This is a genomic window from Patiriisocius sp. Uisw_017 (genome assembly GCF_047731265.1).
GTDB lineage: Bacteria > Bacteroidota > Bacteroidia > Flavobacteriales > Flavobacteriaceae > Patiriisocius.
Map to the genome: position 1 here is coordinate 955800 of NZ_CP159835.1, position 22861 is coordinate 978660.

24 protein-coding genes and 1 pseudogene are annotated in these 22861 nt (G+C 35.6%); 20 read left to right on the plus strand and 5 right to left on the minus strand.

The genetic code is table 11. The annotated features are described in order from the left end of the window. Positions 1 to 154: 154 nt before the first annotated feature. Positions 155 to 1132, minus strand: coding sequence for an endonuclease (locus ABXT67_RS04315; protein WP_415376056.1), 978 nt, complete (start codon positions 1130 to 1132; stop codon positions 155 to 157). Between the two features lie 115 nt (positions 1133 to 1247). Between ABXT67_RS04315 and ABXT67_RS04320 the strand changes: the two genes are divergently transcribed. From ABXT67_RS04320 to ABXT67_RS04370, 11 genes and pseudogenes are all read left to right on the plus strand, one after another. Continuing rightward, complete coding sequence (locus ABXT67_RS04320) at positions 1248 to 3029, plus strand: tetratricopeptide repeat protein (RefSeq protein ID WP_415376057.1); 1782 nt, start codon at positions 1248 to 1250, stop codon at positions 3027 to 3029. 196 nt (positions 3030 to 3225) lie between these two features. Then, entirely contained in the window at positions 3226 to 3534 is a 309-nt protein-coding gene (locus ABXT67_RS04325; RefSeq protein WP_415376058.1) for a DUF4286 family protein, read from the plus strand. 235 nt (positions 3535 to 3769) lie between these two features. Next, a complete protein-coding gene (gene rsmA / locus ABXT67_RS04330) occupies positions 3770 to 4564 on the plus strand; it encodes a 16S rRNA (adenine(1518)-N(6)/adenine(1519)-N(6))-dimethyltransferase RsmA (protein WP_415376060.1) in 795 nt (264 codons plus the stop codon). Next, the gene (gene mgtE, locus ABXT67_RS04335) at positions 4542 to 5891 is read left to right on the plus strand and encodes a magnesium transporter (RefSeq protein WP_415376061.1); all 1350 of its coding nucleotides are present in this window, start codon (positions 4542 to 4544) and stop codon (positions 5889 to 5891) included. The genes rsmA and mgtE overlap by 23 nt, the downstream gene beginning before the upstream one ends. Before the next feature lie 594 nt (positions 5892 to 6485). Further along, positions 6486 to 6740, plus strand: coding sequence for a hypothetical protein (locus ABXT67_RS04340; protein ID WP_415376062.1), 255 nt, complete (start codon positions 6486 to 6488; stop codon positions 6738 to 6740). A gap of 47 nt (positions 6741 to 6787) precedes the next feature. Further along, positions 6788 to 7036 (plus strand): hypothetical protein, encoded by a 249-nt coding sequence (locus ABXT67_RS04345; protein WP_415376063.1) that lies wholly within the window; start codon positions 6788 to 6790, stop codon positions 7034 to 7036. Positions 7037 to 7101: 65 nt separating this feature from the next. Continuing rightward, positions 7102 to 7500 carry an acyl-CoA thioesterase gene (locus ABXT67_RS04350; protein ID WP_415376064.1) on the plus strand — a complete coding sequence of 133 codons (399 nt, stop codon included), beginning with the start codon at positions 7102 to 7104 and terminating at the stop codon, positions 7498 to 7500. Positions 7501 to 7594: 94 nt separating this feature from the next. Continuing rightward, a complete protein-coding gene (locus ABXT67_RS04355) occupies positions 7595 to 7774 on the plus strand; it encodes a hypothetical protein (RefSeq protein WP_415376065.1) in 180 nt (59 codons plus the stop codon). 71 nt (positions 7775 to 7845) lie between these two features. Further along, on the plus strand, positions 7846 to 8784 hold the full coding sequence (locus ABXT67_RS04360) for a 2-hydroxyacid dehydrogenase (RefSeq protein WP_415376066.1): 939 nt from the start codon (positions 7846 to 7848) through the stop codon (positions 8782 to 8784). A gap of 195 nt (positions 8785 to 8979) precedes the next feature. Next, positions 8980 to 9345: an arsenate reductase ArsC gene (locus ABXT67_RS04365; RefSeq protein WP_415376921.1), complete on the plus strand. Its 366-nt coding sequence runs from the start codon at positions 8980 to 8982 to the stop codon at positions 9343 to 9345. A gap of 105 nt (positions 9346 to 9450) precedes the next feature. Continuing rightward, positions 9451 to 9663 (plus strand): annotated as a pseudogene (locus ABXT67_RS04370) (DUF1304 domain-containing protein); the annotation flags it as partial. A 169-nt stretch (positions 9664 to 9832) separates the two neighbouring features. Here the strand turns inward: ABXT67_RS04370 and ABXT67_RS04375 are convergent. The 3 genes from ABXT67_RS04375 to ABXT67_RS04385 are packed head-to-tail and all read right to left on the minus strand — an operon-like array spanning position 9833 to position 13491. Next, on the minus strand, positions 9833 to 11659 hold the full coding sequence (locus ABXT67_RS04375; RefSeq protein ID WP_415376067.1) for a GNAT family N-acyltransferase: 1827 nt from the start codon (positions 11657 to 11659) through the stop codon (positions 9833 to 9835). 48 nt (positions 11660 to 11707) lie between these two features. Continuing rightward, the gene (locus tag ABXT67_RS04380) at positions 11708 to 12961 is read right to left on the minus strand and encodes an aspartate kinase (RefSeq protein ID WP_415376068.1); all 1254 of its coding nucleotides are present in this window, start codon (positions 12959 to 12961) and stop codon (positions 11708 to 11710) included. A 29-nt stretch (positions 12962 to 12990) separates the two neighbouring features. Then, complete coding sequence (locus ABXT67_RS04385) at positions 12991 to 13491, minus strand: GNAT family N-acetyltransferase (RefSeq protein ID WP_415376069.1); 501 nt, start codon at positions 13489 to 13491, stop codon at positions 12991 to 12993. A gap of 83 nt (positions 13492 to 13574) precedes the next feature. Here ABXT67_RS04385 and fbp point away from each other — a divergent pair, with 83 nt between their 5' ends. The 6 genes from fbp (at position 13575) to ABXT67_RS04415 (ending at position 16968) form a co-directional block, all read left to right on the plus strand. Next, positions 13575 to 14582: a class 1 fructose-bisphosphatase gene (fbp, locus tag ABXT67_RS04390; protein WP_415376070.1), complete on the plus strand. Its 1008-nt coding sequence runs from the start codon at positions 13575 to 13577 to the stop codon at positions 14580 to 14582. Between the two features lie 236 nt (positions 14583 to 14818). Further along, on the plus strand, positions 14819 to 15124 hold the full coding sequence (locus ABXT67_RS04395; RefSeq protein ID WP_415376071.1) for a hypothetical protein: 306 nt from the start codon (positions 14819 to 14821) through the stop codon (positions 15122 to 15124). Between the two features lie 193 nt (positions 15125 to 15317). Further along, positions 15318 to 15707, plus strand: a complete 390-nt coding sequence (locus tag ABXT67_RS04400; RefSeq protein ID WP_415376072.1) for a hypothetical protein — start codon at positions 15318 to 15320, stop codon at positions 15705 to 15707. An 87-nt stretch (positions 15708 to 15794) separates the two neighbouring features. Then, positions 15795 to 15932 carry a hypothetical protein gene (locus ABXT67_RS04405; RefSeq protein ID WP_415376073.1) on the plus strand — a complete coding sequence of 46 codons (138 nt, stop codon included), beginning with the start codon at positions 15795 to 15797 and terminating at the stop codon, positions 15930 to 15932. Positions 15933 to 16316: 384 nt separating this feature from the next. Further along, complete coding sequence (locus ABXT67_RS04410) at positions 16317 to 16595, plus strand: hypothetical protein (protein ID WP_415376074.1); 279 nt, start codon at positions 16317 to 16319, stop codon at positions 16593 to 16595. 16 nt (positions 16596 to 16611) lie between these two features. Continuing rightward, positions 16612 to 16968 (plus strand): response regulator, encoded by a 357-nt coding sequence (locus tag ABXT67_RS04415; RefSeq protein ID WP_415376923.1) that lies wholly within the window; start codon positions 16612 to 16614, stop codon positions 16966 to 16968. Positions 16969 to 16987: 19 nt separating this feature from the next. On the opposite strand, the gene ABXT67_RS04420 is transcribed toward ABXT67_RS04415, so the two are convergent. After that, positions 16988 to 17413: a TerB family tellurite resistance protein gene (locus ABXT67_RS04420; protein ID WP_415376075.1), complete on the minus strand. Its 426-nt coding sequence runs from the start codon at positions 17411 to 17413 to the stop codon at positions 16988 to 16990. Positions 17414 to 17579: 166 nt separating this feature from the next. Here ABXT67_RS04420 and ABXT67_RS04425 point away from each other — a divergent pair, with 166 nt between their 5' ends. The 3 genes from ABXT67_RS04425 to ABXT67_RS04435 are packed head-to-tail and all read left to right on the plus strand — an operon-like array spanning position 17580 to position 22815. Beyond that, a complete protein-coding gene (locus ABXT67_RS04425) occupies positions 17580 to 18608 on the plus strand; it encodes a ligase-associated DNA damage response exonuclease (RefSeq protein ID WP_415376076.1) in 1029 nt (342 codons plus the stop codon). Next, positions 18605 to 20359 carry an ATP-dependent DNA ligase gene (locus ABXT67_RS04430; RefSeq protein WP_415376077.1) on the plus strand — a complete coding sequence of 585 codons (1755 nt, stop codon included), beginning with the start codon at positions 18605 to 18607 and terminating at the stop codon, positions 20357 to 20359. Before ABXT67_RS04425 ends, ABXT67_RS04430 begins: the two co-directional genes overlap by 4 nt. Then, the gene (locus tag ABXT67_RS04435; protein WP_415376078.1) at positions 20356 to 22815 is read left to right on the plus strand and encodes a ligase-associated DNA damage response DEXH box helicase; all 2460 of its coding nucleotides are present in this window, start codon (positions 20356 to 20358) and stop codon (positions 22813 to 22815) included. Before ABXT67_RS04430 ends, ABXT67_RS04435 begins: the two co-directional genes overlap by 4 nt. Positions 22816 to 22861: the final 46 nt, after the last annotated feature.

A 22861-nucleotide genomic window follows, 5' to 3' on the forward strand; every position in this document is an offset into this window, starting at 1 on the left:
ATGTTAACAATTACCTATAATACAATGTGAGTTTTTTTTGTTCACTTCTTGCTACCAAACAATGAACGGCAAAAGCGTATATCAATCCCTACAAACTCGATAGAATAGGCGTTTTAGGCTATTCATCACAAGGCCGTATTATCATTGTCAACTCCTATTTTTCTATTTTAAAAACTGCATACACAGGAAAATGATCGCTTGTGCCGCCCAAATATTTAGGACCAGCATAAGTCCTAAAAGGGCGCCCCTCATATGGCCTATCAAATACTTGAATCACTCGGTCATTAAAAATAGAAACATTCTCAAACCTAAATGAGTTTCCATACTGCTGCAGAAAATTCTGTGAAATTAAAATTTGATCAAAAAGATTCCATTTGCCTTTGTATTTAAGGCTGCCCTTATCTTTAGTTAGAAGCAATTCCATTGGGTTGTAAAAATCATTAGTAGCTAAAGATTGTACACTTTTATTTTGAGGGTCATCATTAAAATCTCCCATCACTATAATTCTTGCTGCAGGATCTTGTTGTCTAATTTTCACAACAATTTGTTGATTTTTTAAAGAAACAGCCTCTCTTTTTGGCTCCGTTTCTAATAAACCTGCTCTTCTTGACGGCCAGTGATTTATTAAAACATATACTTCTTTGTTTTCCAGCAATCCTTTTACATATAATATGTCTCTTGTATAATCTTTGTCTCCTTTCTCATTAAGAAAGAACATTGGATACGCTTTCTTTTCTAAAATCTTGAAATGTTTTTTTCGATATAACAGCGCTGTATCTATACCTCGTTCATCGGAAGATTCAAAATGAACAAAATCATACTCTTTATCCTTTAAAAATTCAGAAGAAATTAATTGCTTTAATACAGAAGCACTTTCCACTTCAGCAAGACCTACTAAAACCGGAGAAAAACCAACTTCATTAAGCCCGATTTGTTGTATAATAGCCCCAAGATTACTTATCTTCTTTTGCAATCGTTTTGAAGACCATTTTTTGAAACCTTTAGCTGTAAAATCATCATCGGCTTTATCAGGGTCATCAACAAGATCAAAGAGGTTTTCTACATTATAAAAAGCGAAGGTGTAATGACTCCACTTTTTCGAAGTTTTTGTTTTCTTTTCTTCCCGACCCATAGTATTATCTTGTTTTAAATTTATAATAAATCCTAAACTTTCGTCCTAATTTTTGTCCTGTGGTTATTTATCGGTAATCGCCGTTTCAATTTTTAAAAATAGCTATCTTTACCTTATGCGATTTATAGTTTTTATTATTTTTCTGTTTATTGGTTTTTCAAGCACTGCGCAAAGCGAAATTCTTGCAAAGAATTACTTTGATCGAGGCGAATATGAAAAAGCAATTTCGATATATGAAAAGCTCTATAAAGAATCTCCTCACAAAGGAACTTTTTTAATCGCCCTTGTTGAATCGCATCAGCAGTTAGAAGACTTTCCCGCTGCTCAAAAGCTTCTTGAAGAAAAAATAAATAGCACCAGAATACAACCACAATATTTTGTAGATATAGGGTACAATTACTCCCTACAAAATGTAGATTCAACAGCTACTAAATTTTATAAAAAGGCATTAGCAGCAATTGACAACAAACCCAACTACGCCACCGTAATAGCAAAGAGATTTGAAGAATATAGTTTATTAGATGAAGCGATAGTTGCCTACGAAAAAGGGATGGAGCTCAATCCACAGCTTAATGCAAACCTGCAATTAGCTCGCATTTATGGTGAACAAGGAAAGCTAGAGCAGATGTTTAGCAAATACATAGATTTAATTGAAACACGACCCAATTACACAAGCATCGCACAAAACAACTTTAGTCTGTATGTTATTGAAGATCCAGACAATGAAGCGAATGTAATACTTAGAAGAACACTCTTAAAAAAACTACAGCAAGAACCCAATTTATTATATAACGAATTATTAAGCTGGCTATTTATTCAGCAAAAAGACTACAAAAAAGCATTTGCACAAGAAAAAGCAATTTACAAGCGTACCGAAGAGGACCTAAGTGGCATTACAGAATTAGCCGTTATTACAATAAGTGAAAAAGCCTATGAAGACGCCGAAGAAATCGTGAAATTTATTATTGAAAAATCTCCTACTTCTGACGGTAAATTATACGGTTATCAATTTTTAATGAAAATCAGATTAGAGACTGTTGAACCCAAGGAATATGCCGAAGTTGGGGATCAATTTGAAAAGTTATTGAATACTTACGGGCGCGGCAATGAAACTTATTTATTGCAAATAGACTACAATCACTTCTTGGCTTTTAAAGCAAACGAAATTGAAAAAGCAACAAATAACCTAAAAACACTAACCAATAAAAACCTTAACTCTTATCAAGAATCTCGAGTAAAAATGGAGCTCGCAGACATTCTCGTTCTTGACGAAAAATTTAACCGTGCACTTATTTATTATTCACAGATTCAGAAAAAAGTAAAAAGTGATGTGCTCGCTCAAGAAGCACGTTTTAAGGTAGCTCAAACGAGTTATTTTAAAGGAGATTTTGAATGGGCAAAAGCACAGGTGGATGTACTTAGAAAATCTGCTTCGCAACTCATCGCTAATGATGCCTTAGAACTTTCGTTAATGATACACGATAATACATTAGAAGATTCTTTGCAAACTGCTCTTAAAAAATTTGCAAAAGCAGACTTTTTGGCCTTGCAAAATAAAAATACAGCCGCCATACAAGCCTTAGATGAAATTCTGATAAACCACAAAGGCGAAAAAATTGAAGATGAAGCACTTTTAAAACAAGGTAAGCTTTTTGAAAAAACAAACCAATACACAAAAGCTGAAGAAAACTATCTTAAGCTCATTGAACTTTACAAAGAAGATATTCTAGGAGATGACGCCTATTATCACCTCGCGAAACTCTATGAAAATCAACTAGAAAACGAACAAAAAGCAAAAGAATACTACGAGCAAATAATTTTTAATTTTGCCGATAGCATTTATTTTATCGAAGCTAGAAAGCGCTTTAGGATGTTACGTGGTGATGAGATTGAATGAAGATAAAAATCCGGAACCCTAACAGAAACTTTTTGCCAAGGAAGTTGGTATTAGTAGTTCACAGCATTGATGAAAACATATCGCATATTGTATTATAAAAACAAAGCTTCTCTCCTTCCTATAGATTGAGAACGCCTGACCCGCATTTATTAGGTGTGTACATAGCACTCTAAAATTTTAACTTAAGCACAAAAAAATGTACATCTACAACGTCACTATCAATATAGAAAACAGTGTTCACGACAAATGGTTGGAATGGATGAAAACACAACACATACCAGCTATGTTAGATACACGTAAATTCACAAAAGCCTTAATGACAAAAGTGCAAATTGAAGAAGAAATGGGAGGCACCACCTACTCTGTTCAATACCATACTGATAGTAAAGCTACTTTAGAAAAATACTACCAAGAAGATGCAGAAAGTCTCCGCGCCCAAAGCAATCCTTTTGAAGGGAAATTTGTGACATTTAGAACTGAACTTGAAATAATTTGTGAACAGTAAAAAAGCCTCCACCCTGACCTTAAAAAGGCAGCACAATGATGCAGTAAATACATAGGTGGTTTTTTATTTGAAGATTTTTCCTGAGTATTTTTATTATGTCATTTAAAATAATCGTCAAAAGCATGTTTTTGCTATTATTTAACCTATTTACTGATTTTATTATTAGAAAATTTAGCGGATAAAATTCCCAATAATACTATATTGGCGTAATTATCAATACTTGAGAATAATTAAGATGGGAAACAACGTTAGAGCAAAAAAGCATTTAGGACAACATTTTTTAAGAGATGAAAGTATTGCAAAAGATATTGCTCAAACACTCACTCATAATGGCTACAAAAATGTTTTAGAAATTGGCCCCGGCACAGGAATGCTCACCAAATATTTAATTGAAGAAAGCAGCAATATTGTAGCAATGGAGCTTGATAGAGATTCCGTTGCATATTTAATCAAAACCTATAATGTAGAAAACCTTCAAATCTTAGAAGCAGATTTTTTAAAAGAAGATTTACAAGATTACTTTGGCACAGAACAATTTGCCATCACGGGTAATTTTCCATATAATATTTCTACACAGATCGTTTTTAAAATGCTCGAAATCAAGGAGCAAGTCCCAGAATTTACTGGAATGTTTCAAAAGGAAGTTGCTCAAAGAATTTGCGCCAGCGAAGGCAATAAAACCTATGGAATACTCTCAGTCCTAACACAGGCATTTTATGACGCTGAATACTTATTTACAGTGCCTCCCACTGTTTTTGACCCCCCTCCCAAAGTAGATAGTGGAGTACTAAGGTTGACCAGAAAAGCCAATCTAAAACTAGATTGCTCAGAGAAAATGCTTCGGAAAGTGGTAAAAACAGCATTTCAGCAACGAAGAAAAACATTGCGAAATAGTTTAAAATCCTTTGAGCTTTCAGATAACATAAAAGAAGATCCTATCTTTGGAAAACGCCCAGAACAGCTTAACGTGGCACAGTTTATCGCACTCACAAAAATACTGGAAGCAGATGCAATTTCAAATAACGACTGATTTTATTAATACAATTGAGCAACTCATCGCCAACAAAGATGGGAATGCTCTTCGGGAACTTTTAAAAGAATATCATTTTGCGGATGTCGCGGAGCTACTAGAAGAATTAAATAGCGACGAAGCTACCTACCTTATAAAACTCCTTGAGAGTGAGATAACTTCTGAAGTACTAATGGAACTAGATGAAGACCTCAGGGAACGCATCCTAGAAAACCTGACTCCTGCTGAAATTGCTCAAGAATTAGAAGAATTAGACACAGATGATGCCGCAGATATTATTGCAGAGCTCGATGATGACATTCAACAGAAGGTAATAGATAAAATAAAAGACGAAGAGCACGCTGCAGATATTGTTGAACTTCTTAACTATGACGAAGACACCGCGGGAGCCCTAATGGCAAAAGAGTTAGTCCAAGTTAAAGAAACATGGACAGTCGCTGGTTGTGTTAGAGAAATGCGCCGTCAAGCTGAAAATGTTACGCGAGTACACTCCATTTATGTAACCGATAAAGAAGGAAAATTAACAGGAAGACTTTCTTTGAAAGACTTGCTAACCGCAGGCGAAAAGACAAAAATTAGTGAAGTTTTTATTCCAAAAGTAGATTATGTAACCGTGCACACAGACAATGATGAAGTTGCCCGTATTATGCAAAAGTACGATCTAGACGCAATCCCTGTAGTTAATGAAAGTGGTGTTCTTGTAGGTCGCATTACAATTGATGATGTTGTAGATTATATTAAAGAAGAAGCAGAAAAAGATTACCAACTTGCCGCAGGTATCTCTCAAGATGTAGATACGGAAGATAGTATTTTAACACTCACAAGAGCGCGTTTGCCTTGGCTATTTTTAGGACTCCTTGGTGGCGTTGGAGCCGCCGCAATTATGGGTGGATTTGAAGACGTTTTAAACAACCACGCCATTTTGTTATTATTCACACCGCTAATTGCAGCAATGGCAGGTAATGTGGGTGTCCAATCTAGCGCAATTATTGTGCAAGGTTTGGCCAATGATGATGTAAAAGGTAGTATTGGAAAAAGACTCATCAAAGAAATGTTGCTTGCAATGCTCAATGGTGCTGCGCTCTCTATTGTTCTATTCTTCTTTATTTGGGGCTGGAAAGGAACCATAGATTACGGCTTGTCTATTTCAGTGTCGCTATTTGTTGTTATTATTGTCGCAGGTATTATAGGCACTTTTATACCTTTGTTTTTGCACAAAAGGGGGATCGACCCAGCGATTGCTACTGGCCCCTTTATTACGACAAGTAATGATATCTTCGGAATTTTAATCTATTTGTGGATTGCTAAACTTATTTTAGGGATTTAATGGCAATTATATAAATGTGACAACAAAAATAAAATTCGTGAAACAGATGCTATTTGTTTTAATTGTGTTTTTCACATTTCTAATGGCATCTACTCAGATTAATGAGAATTTTTATGAATTAAATCCAACCACCAATCTATTAACGGAAGAAATAAAGCAAATCATAAATAAAAGAATTGTCTTTTTATAAGAAGCTAAACATCATATTGGTTCAGATTTTTTAGCGAAAACTGAATTTGTAAAGTATTTAGTTTCTGAACTGGGATATACTGAAATTGCTTTTGAAAGTGATTTTTTTGCGCTTTATTTTGAGTACGATAAAAAAACATCTTTCCTCATTGTTAGCGTGCTGAACAATACAAAGAACTATTTGATTTTTTAGAAAGAAATAATGTTGCTATTTGGGGATTTGACAATCAAACCCGTCCCTATTGCTCATATACTAATTTTTCAAAAAAAATAATTGAGTTTCTTGACAACAATTCGATTGAATACGACCAAAATTTTGACGCATTAGTAAGTTAGGTTATAAAAAATGGCCCTTCCTCAAACAAGAAATTAAAAAACTCAGAGATTGAATTAGTCATATCAAATTTGAATTCCTTTTTAGAGAATAATATTGTTTTACAAAATATGCTTTGGCTTCAAATAATAGAGAGCTTCAAAAGTGCGGTTTTAATTTATAAAACCCACAAAAGCAAAGGTAAAGGCATTCCTATTCGAGATACTCAAATGGCTAAAAATTTGAGTTTTTTAGTCAAAAAGCTTTCTGATAAAAAAATTATTGTTTGGACAGCCAATATAAATACGCCTTTATGGATGGACAAACAATGGGTAGTCAATTCATAAATTTAAACCCACATATTTGATATAATATAACGATCTCATCTATTTATATGCCTTATAGAAAAGATAAATGGATTAAAAAATCATCTGAAAATGAAGAAAACTTATTATATTTATTATCGTCAATTGAAAAAAATTATTTTACAGATTCAACAGGAAAAATACGTGAGCATCCCGAATTCGAAAACAAAAAATTTGAAAGAATGTTTAATTTAAAGAAAGACAAAACCAATTGGTTCAAACATTTTGATGCGCTCGTATTTATTCCCAAAAGCGAAAAAATTAAACATCTAAAATAGAGACTCAAACCAATAATATCTGGAAATAATTTTCGAAAAAACGCTTTATAATTTTATTCTTAAAGATGAAACCAAAAAACTCATTTACAAATACTATTGAGGTAAACGCTTCCCACATAGATGAGCGAAACCACGTCAACAATCTCTTATACCTTCAATGGTGCATAGAAACAGCAGAAGACCATTGGAAAAAAACAACAACCCCAGAAATGAGGGATCCGTACGTTTGGTACGTTTTAAACCATAACATCACCTACAAGGCGGCTGCCTTCAAAAACGATGTTCTCAAAGTAACGACATGGGTTACCAAAGCCGAAGGGGTTCGCAGTGAACGTCACTATGAAATAATCCGCCCCAAGGATGGCAAAGTTCTAGTCGAAGCAGAAACTCAATGGTGTTTTGTTAATGCAAGTACTTTACGCCCTACTAAGATTCCTGAGGAAATTTACACCTTATTCTTGTAATTAAACATTTCTTATAAAACCCATCAACATCAAGGGAAAGCTTAACAAGTTTTCTTCCCAATGGCATCCACACCAGATCGCCAGCGTTAATGAAATGAAAGTACTATTAGCAAAAATTCAAGGGGAAGTAATTATCGTGCCAAAAGGAGTGGAACATTGTCCAAAAAGTCAAGGAGATGAAGAAGTCCACCTGCCACCTTTTGAGAAAACAAATACAAAACAAACTAGAAACATTCAACACGAAAAACGGCAAACAGCGTATCATAAGATTTAAATCAACGAATACCTTAACATAATTACCTGTAATTATTTCATTTTACGATTTCATTTTTCTACTTTTAAAAAATGAAAATTCTACACCTTGATCAAAATCATCCGCTACTCATAGAACAACTAGCGGCAGCAGGATTTGAAAATACTGAAAATTACACATCATCTAAAAGCGAAATAGAACAAGTAATAGCAAATTATCAAGGCATCGTAATTAGAAGCCGTTTTAAGATTGACCGTACATTTTTAGAGTCCGCTATCAATTTAAAATTTATTGCTCGAGTAGGCGCAGGGCTCGAAAGTATTGACCTTGAATATGCAAAAAAGAGAAACATTCATTGCATCGCCGCACCACAAGGCAACAAGAATGCCGTTGGTGAACACGCATTAGGAATGCTTTTATCCTTATTTAATAATCTTACCAAAGCAGATAAAGAAATAAAATCTGGACAATGGAACCGAGAAGAAAATCGAGGGATTGAATTAGACGGTAAAACTGTGGGAATTATTGGCTATGGCAATATGGGCAAATCTTTTGCTAAAAAACTAAAGGGGTTTAACTGCACCGTTTTCTGCTACGACATTGAAGAAAATGTGGGTAACAAAAACGCAACACAAGTTTCGCTTAAAACGCTACAAGAAATGGCAGACGTTCTAAGTCTGCACACCCCTTGGACCCCACTCACAGATAAAATGGTTGACACTAATTTTATCAATAGTTTTAAAAAACCTTTTTGGTTTATAAATACTGCCCGAGGTAAAAGTGTGGTTACTGGAGATTTAGTTTCAGCTCTAATAAAAGGCAAAATTTTAGGCGCTGGCTTGGACGTCCTAGAATATGAAAAACTGTCTTTCGAAACACTTTTTAATGCTGAAGTGCCAGAAGAATTTTCGGCACTATTAAAAATGGACAATGTGCTTTTAAGTCCGCATATTGCAGGTTGGACGGCCGAAAGTAAAATCAAATTAGCTGAAGTTATTGTTGAAAAAATAATTGACTGCATTAAGCAATAGCGAGAAGAACTAAAAAACACCAGATCCAACAGCAACTAAGCAATGCTACAAAAAAGTATTTAAGTGTTAATACAAATGATTGAGGTTGTACCTTCTGATGGAAAGATGAAAACAGAAAAAGAATTAGAAAAGGCAAAAGCCTTTGCTCCAGAAAGCGGTTGCTGTTAAAAAATTATTAGTACGAAAAATATTTTGGTGCGCTGCACAGGGAACATTTGTAGAGGTCAAATGACCGAAGTTTATTTAAAAAAATTCTCTAATAAAAATATCGCAATTTATAGCGCAGGAATTGAAACCCACGGATTGAATCCAGGCGAAATGACCACTATGGCAAAAGACGGTATTGATATTTTGTCTCATACCTCCAACAACATAGAAGAATATAAAAACATTGAATGGGATTTTATAATTACCGTGTATAATCGCGCCAATGAAAATTATCCATTTATAGCTGCCCCTAATGCAAAAAGATTGAGTCATAATTTTTACGCTCCATCGAACCGTATAGGGACGCCAAAAAACACTGCTATAGAATTTGCCAAAGCACGAGATGAGATTTAAGAATATTGTGGTCGCTTTATAGAAAACAATCTTTAACCGATGGCACTTACAATCAATATTTTAATTGGCTTTGTGGCACTTTGACATCTTTAATTCTTATACTTTGAAATGTTCGCTTGGACCACAAAGGGCTCAAAAATTTTTAGAGGGTTTCCAAAAAAATTATTTCCCGCAACAAAATCTATGGCAGCAAACCAAGGATTGTATAACGGGTTTTTAGCCGCTGGGCTAATTTGGACATTTTTCATCTCAAATGTAACCTGGCAAAATAATATCGCAATATTCTTTTTAGGATGTGTTACTATAGCCGGGGTTTAAGGTGCCTTCACTGTTACAAAGAAGATGTTTTTTATTCAAGTAGCACCCGCTATAATTGCGCTACTCTTATTGGTTGTAAAATAGTGTAAAGTATAGTGTTGACATTCTATTTCTAGAAGTGCAATCGTTTTTAGAAGAATCTGTATTTGAAAACGCTAATAGTCTCTATTTATTCCTCTTCTTTAGGACTAGTGGTCACGTTAGCATATTTTTTCTCAAGTTCAGCTTGGAACTCCTCCATTACTGGTTTTACCGTGCTTTCAGGAAGGTCTGCAATGCGAATGTACATCAATCCATCTATCGTATTATTAAACAGAGGATCCACATTAAAGGCAACTACTTTAGCATTTTGTTTAATGTATTTTTTGATGAGTACTGGCATACGTAAACTTCCAGGCTCTAACTCATCAATTATTTTATCAAACTTATTAAGATCAGCTTCGCTTTCATCAAAAATGAAATCTTTATCAGCATCTTTAAGTTTTACTTTGTATTCTTTTTTAGGATTAATGTATTGAGCCACCCAAGGATCATAGTAATTTGATTTCATAAACTCAATCATGAGAGATTTTGAAAATTCAGAAAACTTATCACTAATACTTACCCCTCCAATTAAAAACCGATGCTCTGGATGACGCAGTGTAGTGTGCACAATACCTTTCCAAAGAAGGAATAAAGGCATTGGTTTTTGTTGGTATTCTTTGATAATAAACGCACGGCCCATCTCTATAGATTTGCTCATCATATCATACAATTCTGGCTCAAACCTGAAGAGATCCTGTAAATAGAATCCATCAATACCATATTTTTTGAAAATCTGAGCCCCTAAGCCCATTCTGTAAGCACCTGCTATTTTCTTCGCTTTAGTATCCCATAAAAACAGCTGGTGATAATACGAATCAAACCTGTCTAAGTCAATCGCTTTGTTAGTGCCTTCTCCTATTTCTCTGAATGTTATTTCTCGCAATCTCCCTATTTCTTGGAGAATGTTAGGAATGAAATCTGCCGGAGCTAAAAAGACTTCGTAGTTTTTACTTTCTAAAAGGCGTTTTTCTTGTGCTCTTAAAGTATCCACTTCCTTTTCTATCGTCACTTTAGATATTTCACCCACAATTTTCTTAGGTGCCTTCGGAATTTTAAGCTTCGTTGGGATAGTGTTCAATAATTTTTTCCTCTGAAATGGATTTGCCAAAACATACGTTTTCTTCCGAAGAAACGCTGAAAAACCCGCTATAGATTCATGTTCGTTTTGATCTGCTACTGAAATAGGGTTTCCAATCCTTATTTTGATAGTCCTGTCCCCTTGCGTTAGCATTTCACTTGGTAGTTTTGCTGTTCGAAGCATATCACTAATAGCTGCTAAGCGATAAAAAGTTTTGCTATTGCGCCCGTGAAAATAGATGGGAAGAACGGGAACTTTTGCTTTTTTAATGATTTTAATAGCTCCTTTTTCCCATTGCTTATCTACAATCTTGTTGCTCTCATCTCGCGTAGTAGAAACTTCTCCCGCCGGAAAAATACCTAAGGGGTGTCCGTCTCTTAGATGTAACAATGATTGTTTGACTCCTAAGAGGCTTGACTTAGCGTCTTTATGACCCTCAAAAGGATTTACAGGCATTACATAAGGTTGTAGAGGCTCAATCCTATGCAAAAGAAAATTTGCTATTATTTTAAAATCTGGTCGATGCTTTAATAAAACCTTGAGTAGTAATATCCCATCAATTCCTCCCAGAGGATGGTTGGAAATAGTTATAAATGGTCCGCTCTTAGGAATACGCCTTAAATCTTCATCTGGTATTTCAAAGTCTACATTAAAATCTTCTAAAAGAGCTTCGACAAACGCTAGTCCTTCAAAATGCTTATTTCGATTGTATCTCTTGTTAATAGTAGAGATTTTTAAGATGTTCATCAACGCCACACTCATCCCTGTGCCTACAAACCCAAGTTTATCAACATTAATTGCTTTAGCGAATTCTTTTGCGGTAACGAGACCCATATAATAGTTGGTTGATAGTATGGCAAATATAACTAAAAACGGTTCATGTCACTCCTTGATGACAAGCTGCACTGTTTCACGACTTTGCTGTTTTAACAAAACGGTTTTATCTTTTTCTAATTGCTCAATTTCAACATTGGACGCGCGCCGTATGGTATATAGTGTTACATTCTCATTCCAAGTAACTCTAAAAATAGATCGCAGCTTTGTAATTAGCGGCCCTAGATTATCGTATTTATTGTCTACTACCACCGAAAAACTAATAGCGCTATTTTGTATCATCTCCACTTTCATTTTATAATGATGAAGCCATTTAAAAACATCTCCTATATGACTTTCCATCATAAAACTAAAGTCCAAAGAAGATAAGGAGAGTAAAACCTGTTTCCTCTTCAAAATAAAACAAGATACTTGTGGATCTATTTGCACACCCTTACCTACACAAGTTCCCGCAGAAGTAGGGTCATAAAAAGACTTTACAAACAAAGGGATTTCCTTTCTTTGCAACGGTTGCAATGTTTTTGGATGTATTACTGAAGCACCATAAAAAGCAAGTTCTATAGCTTCACGATAAGAAATATGGTGCAATAAGGTAGTGTTTTGAAAATAGCGAGGGTCTGCATTTAGTACTCCAGGCACATCTTTCCATATAGTAACATTTGATGCATTAAGACAGTATGCAAAAATAGCTGCAGTATAATCGCTACCTTCTCTTCCCAGTGTCACTGTAAAATTATTAGTTGATTCCGCTCCTAAAAACCCTTGAGTTACTGTGATCCCTTTTACCGTTACCTGCTCATTGATCGCTTTTTGAGTAGTATCCCAATCCACATTTGCATCTCTAAAGTTAGCGTCTGTAACAATGCACTTTCTTGCGTCTAACCAAGTATTTCTAATTCCGTTTTCGTTGAGATAGTTAGAAACTATTGTGGTTGACATCAGTTCTCCAAATCCTACAATCTGGTCATACACATAGGCTCTATTTGTAGATTTATTGCTTTGTAAAAACTCTTTTAGAACACTTAACAAATTTGAAGTCTTCTTATAAACTTCATGATTAGCATCAAAAAGCGGCTTCATTATTGTGAGATGAAATTCTTCAAAATCTTGTAAACTCCCTGTTAGCTCGTTATTTTTTAATAAATACCCATCTACCACTTTTTCTAATTGGTTGGTCATTTTTCCCATAGCCGAAACCACAACAACAAGATTTTGCTCATCACTTTGTTTTACTACAGAAACTAGGTTTTTAACCCCTTCAGCATCTTTTACAGAGGCTCCACCAAACTTAAATACTTTCATATTCATTATCCGCGCAGTCGGATGTCTAATTAATTTATCTTTTTATTTCTTATTTCTTTCTTTAAATATGCTCGCAATCCTTGTTCGTTCATCTGCACTAAATACCAATCTTTTAAGAGTGTTGCACCCGTGCTTTTGTAAAAACCTACAGCGGTTGTATTCCAATCAAGTACGACAAATTCAACCCGTTTAACACCTTTTAAATTTGCAAAATGCATTACTTCAGTATACAGCGCTTTTCCTATTCCGAGACCTCTTTTCGATTCCTTGACAATTAAATCTTCTAAATGAATGGTTCGACCTTTCCAAGTAGAAAACCTAAAATAAACAAGTGCCATTCCAATAATATTCGTAGCGTCTTCTGCCACAAAACAAGTAAATAAAGGATTTTCTCCAAAACCCTCTTCTTTTAACGTGTTTACTGAAATTTCTACTGCGTAGGGTTCCTTTTCAAAAACTGCCAATTCTTTAATTAGCTCCAATACACTAGGCATATCTTCAGGAGTGGCTTTTCGAACTGTATATAACATTGATTGTGTTTTGCCAGACAAATATCGGTTCAAAATTCTTAAAAAAACCCGATATTTGCTGCAAATCAACTTAATAACCTTCCATGGCCAATAAAAACCAGACTTTAGGCGAATTTATTATAGAGAATCAAACCGAATTTAAATATTCGTCGGGCGAGCTTTCGAGACTCATAAATTCGATAAGACTCGCAGCAAAAGTAGTAAACCACGAAGTAAATAAAGCTGGACTCGTTGACATATTAGGAGCCGCAGGAGACACAAATATTCAAGGTGAAGATCAACAAAAATTAGATGTCTATGCAAATGAGGTCTTTATTAAAACATTGACCAATCGCGAAATTGTTTGCGGTATAGCCAGCGAAGAAGAGGATGATTTTATAACGATAACTGGACGAAACGAGAAAAATGACAATAAATATGTTGTCCTTATGGATCCTCTTGACGGATCTTCAAATATTGATGTAAACGTATCTGTAGGAACCATCTTTTCTATATATAGACGGCTTACACCAGAAGGCACTCCAGTTACTTTAGATGATTTTCTTCAGCCTGGAAACAAACAAGTTGCGGCAGGATATATTGTGTACGGAACTTCTACAATGATTGTATATTCTACTGGGCACGGTGTGAATGGTTTTACTTTAAATCCCGCGATTGGAACATATTATCTTTCTCATCCAAATATGAAGTTCCCAGAAAATGGATCTATATATTCAGTAAATGAAGGGAATTATGTCCATTTTCCACAAGGCGTAAAAGACTACATCAAATATTGCCAAAAAGAGGAAGAAGATCGTCCTTATACCTCGAGATATATTGGGTCTCTAGTTTCAGACTTTCATCGCAATATGATCAAAGGAGGCATCTACATGTATCCAAATACAAGCAAAGACCCTAAAGGTAAACTTCGGTTATTATATGAGTGTAATCCTATGGCATATCTAGCCGAACAAGCTGGAGGTAAATCAAGTGATGGCTTCCAAAATATTTTAGATATTGTACCTACAGAATTACATCAACGCGTTCCTTTTTTCTGCGGAAGTAAAAACATGGTAAATAAAGCAGAAGAATTTATGTCGAACTCTAAATAATGTTTTACCCAAGATTTAGTGATTTTAAGCAATAAACAAACCCTAAGAGTAAAAAAAACAACCTTACTGAAGGATCTAGCGCAGCAGATTCTTCTTCAAAGATCGAAGCAATCAAAAATCTCATTTTTGGTGAGAATATTGAACAATATAACAGTGAATTTGAAACATTAAGGAAGGAGATAAAGAGCCAGAAAGTAGTACTTGAGGAATACATAGATCAAATTAGGGGCGAACTAATGCAGTCTATAGACTCATTAAGTACAGCTGTAAACATTCGCATCACAGACCTTGAAGACTCTTTAAACGCAAAGGCAGAAAGACTTACAGAAGAAAAACTTCAGCTTCTTAGGGATATCCTTTTAGTAGATGACAGGCATATTGCGAATGCCATAATACAAAGAATAAAAGAAATTTCTGAATCTTTAGAAACCCAAGAAAAACTTTCCCAAAAAATAGACCGTATTATTGAGAAACGACTTTCTCAATTTGTTAAAGAAATACCTGCTATATTAAAACTCACAATTACAAAAACACTACAATAACAAATTGAAAACTCACAAGATCAAGTTGTAGAAGCCTTATACCCTATTATAGGAAAAATGATAAAGTGCTATCTCGCTAATGTATTGGTAACTTTCTGAAAATATAAACCAAAAAGTTACCAATACATTTTCAATAGATTCTTTAAAGCGAAAATTAAAAGCAACACTTACTTGCGTTAAAGAAAGTGATTTAATGTTAAGTGAAATTGATGCGCATAAAATAAACGAGGTATTTGCGATTCAAAAAGGTTCAGGGATTTTATTGGGTAGCTATAGCTATAATGCCACTGTTGATAAAGAGATGATTTCAGGAATGCTTACGGCAATAAAAAGTTTTGTTGAAGATGCATTTCAGGGAGGAAATCAAAACCTAGAAGCAATAGCGTATGAGTTATATAGTATTCATATTCAAAAATTTCACTCCTATTATGTAGCATCTGTAATTTCAGGCACTTATTCTAGTTCTTTTGAAAGTAAGCCTAGAAACCAACTCTTTAAGGTTTTAAAAAAATTATCTCCTAAAATTAACGCATTGTCTAGACATGAAGTAAACACTATTTTAAAGACCTTGTTTAAACGTTGAAATTAAGGTCTCTACATACATAGAGGAACAACTTAACGAAGACTATTTAGTTGCTGTAGGGGTTCACGTTAAGAAAAAGACATTACTGTGAACGGACAAAACCTCACATTAATTGTTTGGGATATTGAAGGAAGTACTTCAATTGAAAAAGCGCTAAAATCTTATTTACTCGGTTCACACGGGTTTATTTATGTTTTTAATGTTTCTAGACCTGAAAACGCATGAAAATCTAGAAACCGAATTGCGATATCTAGAAGAATACCACAAAAAAATACCCGTAATTGTAATAGGGAATAAAAGCGATAAATTTAATGAGATGGTATCTGAACCATATTTTTCGTCTAAACCATTTGAAAACTGTTTGTTTACGACTGCAAAAACTGGAGAAAACGTAGCAACCCTTTTTGAAGGCTTATCTAAAAAATTGCTGTGTTGATGAGCTTAGCTCATTTTAAAAAAACTTTTTTTGACCACAAGATTTAGACACTTCAAATTGATGAAAATGGTCTACTTGTTGAGTCTGACGACACCCTTTTTAGCTTTAATAAAAAGTCATTATTACAAGAAATACATCCATTCTTTTATACGGTAATTCCATCAATATCAACATTGGGAAATAGCATCCAGTTTCCTTGTGTAAATCTAGAGATTGGCGCCACAAAAAAGATTGTGGATATAGATGTTGTTAAGGAAGAAAGCCATCTATATTTAATTTTGATAGACCTCACAAAACATTATAATGAATCACAACATTTGGTGCAAGAAAAGAATGAGTATACTATTTCAAAGCATAAATTAGCCTACGAGCGTGGGCTCTCATTTGTAAAAGAAGAATTTAAAAATAAAAAAGCGCAAATCTGTTCCCAAAGGTTCTGGTCTATTTTCTAGTAAAAGAGTACTTGTAATCGAAGACGATCTAATAAGCCAGATGTTATTTATGAAACAATTTCTGGACAATAAAAAAGGGTGTTATGTCGAGATTGCAAAGGAAGGAGCTATTGCCAAAAAAATGCCGGAAAACAAACAATATTATATTATTATTTTAAAGCAAAACTTACCTAATATTAGCGGCATAGAAATGATAGAACACGTAAGAAATCACAAGAGCGAAAAATCAAATACGATCCCCATATTAGTTGCTAGTGGAAGTCCTATGTTGGAGCAACAAGAAGAGTTTCTGGCAATGGGGGCTTCTTCATTTTTAGCAAAACCAGATACTAAAAGCGAGCTTTTCAAAAATCTTGAAAAACTCGCTAGATAATTTTAGTCGTAGAAATAGGCTATTTCTTATTAAGGAGGTATTGATAATCTTCCAAGGTCAACCCCCCAGAATAAATTTCAATAGAACGCTTTATCAATTTTGCAGCTAATTCAGTAGTATATCCTAACCCAATAGCATATTTTTCAATTAGCCCACGCTCTTGATCATCAATTTCGTTATCTGCAAAGATCATCTCAAAAAGATCGTGCATACGCTCTAATCTCATATCAGCATCATTTGGAGGGTTTATTGGATACTTATCAGGGTTTTTTAGCACAGCCTCATATTGAGACTCATCTATGTCCAGTTTGCGTGCAAAGCGACGCAACATTTTTTCTTCTTCAGAATTTAATTCCCCATTAATCGATGCAATATTCGCTATGGACGCAAAATGTCCCATATTACGCTTATGTTCACCGCTCTCAAATAAATCTGTAAATGACATAATTTAAATTTTAGAAAACAAAGATAAAACAAGTCTCAAAAATTACCGAGTAAAGCATAAGAATATTTAATAAGAATCCTTTGGACATTTCAAAACCATTAAACTTTTCTTAAACCTTAACCAATAGCAAGTAAAACATTTAATTTTAAAAAAAAGAAATGCCATAATGCCTAAAACACCCTTATTAATCTTTAACGATAAAGGCATCTATTGTAAACAGGCCGATGTTTACATAGATGCTTGGCAACCCGTCGATAAGTGCATTGTAACGCACGGTCACGCAGACCATAGTCGCTGGGGGCACAAGCAATATATCACGCACAATAAAAATGTACCTATCATAAAACATAGATTAGGTGATATAACAGTAAGCGGAAAAGAATGGGGCACGACATTTACCATCAATGGAGTCAAATTTAGCCTACACCCAGCAGGTCATATTGTAGCATCCAGCCAAGTAAGGGTTGAATACAAAGGAGAGGTATGGGTATTCACAGGCGATTTTAAAACCGAAGATGATGGCATAGCCGAACCTTTTGAACTTGTAAAATGCAACACATTTATAACAGAGTGTACCTTTGGGCTTCCAGCATTTAAATGGACTCCACAAGCTGAAGTTTTTGCAGAAATCAATAATTGGTGGGCTGCGAATAAGGCCGAAAATAAAACCTCTATTCTATTTGGATATTCTTTAGGCAAAGCACAGCGTCTACTAAAACACTTAAACCCTAGTATTGGTAAAATCTACACCCACGGCGCCATTGAAAATATGACTGAAGTATTAAGAGAACATTACACCTTTAACGAAACAAATAGGGTGACTAAAGAAACAAAAAAAGAAGAATTATTAGGCAACATTGTTTTAGCCCCACCCAGTGCTCACGGCGGAACATGGATACGCAAAATGGTTCCTTATGTCACGGCTAGCGCTAGCGGATGGATGACCTTTAGAGGCGCGAGAAGACGCCGTGCCATAGATCGTGGTTTTGTATTGAGTGACCACGCAGATTGGGATGGATTGCTTCAAACAGTAAAAGAAACAGGAGCAGAAAAAGTAATAGCTACTCACGGCTATACCGAAATTTTTTCAAGATACCTTAGAGAAGAAATGGGGCTTGATGCGCGTACCGAAAAAACACAATATGAAGAAGAAGATGGTGAAACATCAAATAAAGAAGTGGAAATCAAAGAATGAAACAATTCGCAGCCCTAATAAAAACGCTAGACACCACGAATAAAACCAACGAGAAGGTCGCAGCACTAACGCAATACTTTAATGAAGCCGATGATGACGATAAATTATGGACCATTGCCATCCTCTCGCATCGCAGACCTAAACGCCCGGTAAACACTACGCTTCTTCGCCAATGGGCTACTGAAATTAGTGGGGTCCCACTTTGGTTATTTGAAGAAAGCTACCACATTGTAGGAGATTTAGCAGAGACTATTGCATTGATAATTCCATCTAAAGACATTGCCTCCCAGCCAACCTCCGCAATTAACATAGAGCAAGTTATTCAAAGTGAAGGCGTTAAAAGATTCCCCATTCGAACGGGGATGGAGGGAGGTGTACCACGCGCGTTCAAATCAAATTCTACCAATTCAAAACACTTAATTCTTTCCTCATCAGAAAGGCCACAGGGAGAGAAATCTCTAACCCAGTACATCGAGGAAATCATAATACTGCGCACCCTCGAAGAGGAAGAAAAGAAAGCTTATCTCCAAGAAAACTGGCTCTCAATGTCCTATTTTGAAAGATTTGTGTTTAATAAAATCATCACCGGTGGATTTAGAATTGGAGTAAGCCAAAAATTAATGACGCGCGCATTATCAAAAGCAACAGATATAGATGAAGATATCCTTGCCTATAAACTAATGGGTAACTGGACTCCAAGTACAACCACCTTTCAAAAACTTATTCTAGAAACTAACGAAGAAGACTACCTCAGCAAACCTTATCCTTTCTATTTGGCGTATGCCGTAGAAAAGAACTTTCAAGCTGATTTAGGCACTATTAATGATTGGAGTTTTGAGCATAAATGGGATGGTATTCGCAGTCAGGTAATTATTCGCAATAATGAGGTTTTTGTGTGGTCTCGCGGAGAGGAATTAGTAACAGATAAGTACCCCGAATTTCAACGTTTCTTATCAAAAATCCCTAACGGAACTGTTTTAGACGGAGAAATTCTTCCCTTCGGAAATAAGCAAATTGGAAATTTTAATGACCTTCAAACAAGAATAGGTAGAAAAAATCTTTCAAAAGCTTTACTGGAGAAGACACCCGTAATTTTGAATGCTTATGATTTGTTGGAATGGAAAGAAAAAGACATCAGGCAACGACCATTCATTGAAAGAAGAGAAATTCTAGACACATTAATAGAAAGTATCAATGGGGAAGAAATAGGAATCTACCTGAGCCATACCATGAATTTTGAATCCTGGGAAGCAGCCGCAAAAGAAAGAACCCTGTCACGAGAAAAACGAAGCGAAGGATTGATGCTAAAACGCAAAGAATCACCGTATTTAGTTGGTAGAAAAAAAGGTGATTGGTGGAAATGGAAAACAGACCCCTTTACTATTGACGGCGTCCTAACCTATGCTATGAGAGGTCATGGACGGCGTGCTAATTTATATACAGACTATACCTTTGGCCTCTGGAATAATGGAGAACTTGTAACATTTGCAAAAGCATATTCAGGCTTGACAGATTCAGAATTAAAAGAAGTCGATGCCTGGATCAAAAAAAATACACTAGAGCGTTTTGGTCCTGTAAGAAGTGTAACGCCTCATCACGTTTTTGAAATTGCCTTTGAAGGCATTGCTGAAAGTAGCCGCCATAAAAGTGGCATCGCAACGCGCTTCCCTAGAATTTTACGATGGAGAAAAGACAAACCCATGGAAGAGGCAAATACCTTGGATGACTTAAAAGCGCTGATTCCGAAATGAAACAAACAGTACTAATAAACATAGCCTCAACCTGGTTCCAGCAAAAAAACTGGAAGGTATTCCCTTTTCAAAAAAAAACGTGGAAGGCATTTTTAGATGGTAAACACGGCTTATTAAATGCCCCTACTGGAAGCGGGAAAACCTATGCGCTTTGGGCACCCATCGTTTTACAATACATTAAAGATAATCCAGATTACAAAACAAAACAAACTAAAGGCATTAAAGCTCTTTGGATTACTCCGTTACGGGCACTTTCAGTTGAAATTCAACAATCTGCCCAGCGTTTTGCAGACGAACTAGAAACAGGGTTAACCGTCGGAATCCGCACTGGAGACACCTCACAAAGTGAGCGGGCAAAGCAGAAAAAAAATATGCCTGACTTGCTTATTACTACTCCCGAAAGTTTAATGTTATTATTGGCCTCAAAAGGGTATGACAAAACATTTAAAACACTCACTGCGGTAGTCGTGGACGAGTGGCACGAATTGTTAGGAAGTAAACGCGGCGTGCAAATGGAGTTGGCACTTTCGAGATTAAAAACAGTCTCACCTCAACTAAGAATTTGGGGGATTTCTGCAACTATTGGCAATATAGACCAAGCCCAAGATGTGCTTTTAGGAATGAATGAACAGTTTCGAGAAAACTCAGTCTTGTTAAAAGCAAACCTTAACAAAAAAATAATCGTTAAATCCATCATCCCAAAAAAGATGGAAACTTTTCCTTGGAGAGGCCATATTGGATTACACGTTTTAGATCAGGTTATTCCTATAATTAACGAAAGTAAAACCACATTAATTTTTACAAATACAAGAAGCCAATGTGAAATTTGGTTTCAGAAAATACTAGAAAAATATCCTGAATTTGCCGGCGAAATCGCAATGCACCATGGCAGCATTAATAAAGAAACGCGTTTGTGGGTAGAGCAAGCCATACGTAATGAAAGTTTAAAAGCGGTGGTCGCAACTTCAAGTTTAGATTTAGGAGTAGATTTTGCCCCTGTGGAAACTATTATTCAGGTAGGTGGACCAAAAGGAATTGCTAAGTTTCTGCAACGTGCTGGAAGAAGTAACCACCGCCCTGGAGAAGCTTCAGTTATTCACTTTTTACCCACACACGCGATGGAATTAATTGAAGCTTCCGCATTAAAAAAAGCGGTTAAAGAAGAAGTGATGGAAGATCGCGTTCCGTATTTATTGAGCTTTGATGTTTTAATTCAATATTTAGTCACCTTGGCGGTTAGTGATGGATTCGTACCGAAGGAAATTTTTCCTGAAATCAAGAATACGTTTTGCTTTCAAGGAATTACAGATGAACAATGGCAATGGTGCCTGAATTTTATCACCTTGGGAAGTCAAAGTTTACAAGCATATGATGAATATAAAAGAGTATTGGTGGACGAAGATGGGCGTTTTTTTGTGGACAGTCGCCAAACCGCAATGATGCATCGCCTCTCCATTGGGACGATTGTAAGTGATGCAACGGTGCAGGTAAAATATGTTTCAGGAGGGTTTATTGGTACGATTGAAGAATTTTTTATTGGCAAAATGAAACCTGGTGATGTCTTTGTTTTTGCAGGAAGAACGTTGGAGTTGGTTCGTGTAAGGAATATGCAAGCACAAGTGAGACGAAGCAATAAGAAGACAAGTAACGTAGTAAGTTTTATGGGCGGAAGAATGGCGCTCTCTTCACAAATGTCTGAAATTCTAAGAAATGAATTACAAAGCGAAGCAGACCATAAAAGCAACACACCCGAATTAAAAGCACTGAGCAACATTTTTGATCGCCAAGAATTAGAAAGTATTGTCCCCGGAAATAGGGAGTTTTTAATTGAAACTTTTAAAACTCGAGATGGCTATCACAATGTCTTCTATCCTTTTGAAGGGCGCTTTGTGAATATGGCGATGGGAGGACTACTTGCCTATCGCATTAGTTTATTGCTTCCCATAACATTTTCATTAGCCTATAATGACTATGGTTTTGAATTATTGAGCGACCAGCCTTTAGATATTCAAGAAGTATTAGATAACAATCTTTTTACGACCGATTATCTTTTTGATGACCTTCAAAAAAGCCTGAATAGTACTGAGTTAGCGCGTCGGAAATTTAGAGATATAGCAGTTATTTGCGGAATGGTTTTTACGGGATACCCAAGCAAACAAATTAAAACCAAGCATTTGCAAAGTAACTCTCAGTTATTGTTTGATGTCTTTAGAGATTACGAACCTGACAACCTTTTGTACCAGCAAGCGTTTAAAGAAACCTTTGAACACGAAATGGAAGAAGGCCGTTTAAGTATGGCACTAGAGCGTATTGCAACACAAGAAACGGTTTGGAAGCAATGTAAAAAAGCAACCCCTTTTAGCTTTCCAATTATAACAGACCGCTTGCGAGAAAAATTGTCTTCAGAAAAATTGAAGGATCGTATTAAGAAGATGACATTGTTGTTGACAAGGTAACAATCCGAACTAGTCCTTTGACAATTAATCCTTAAATTTTACCGAA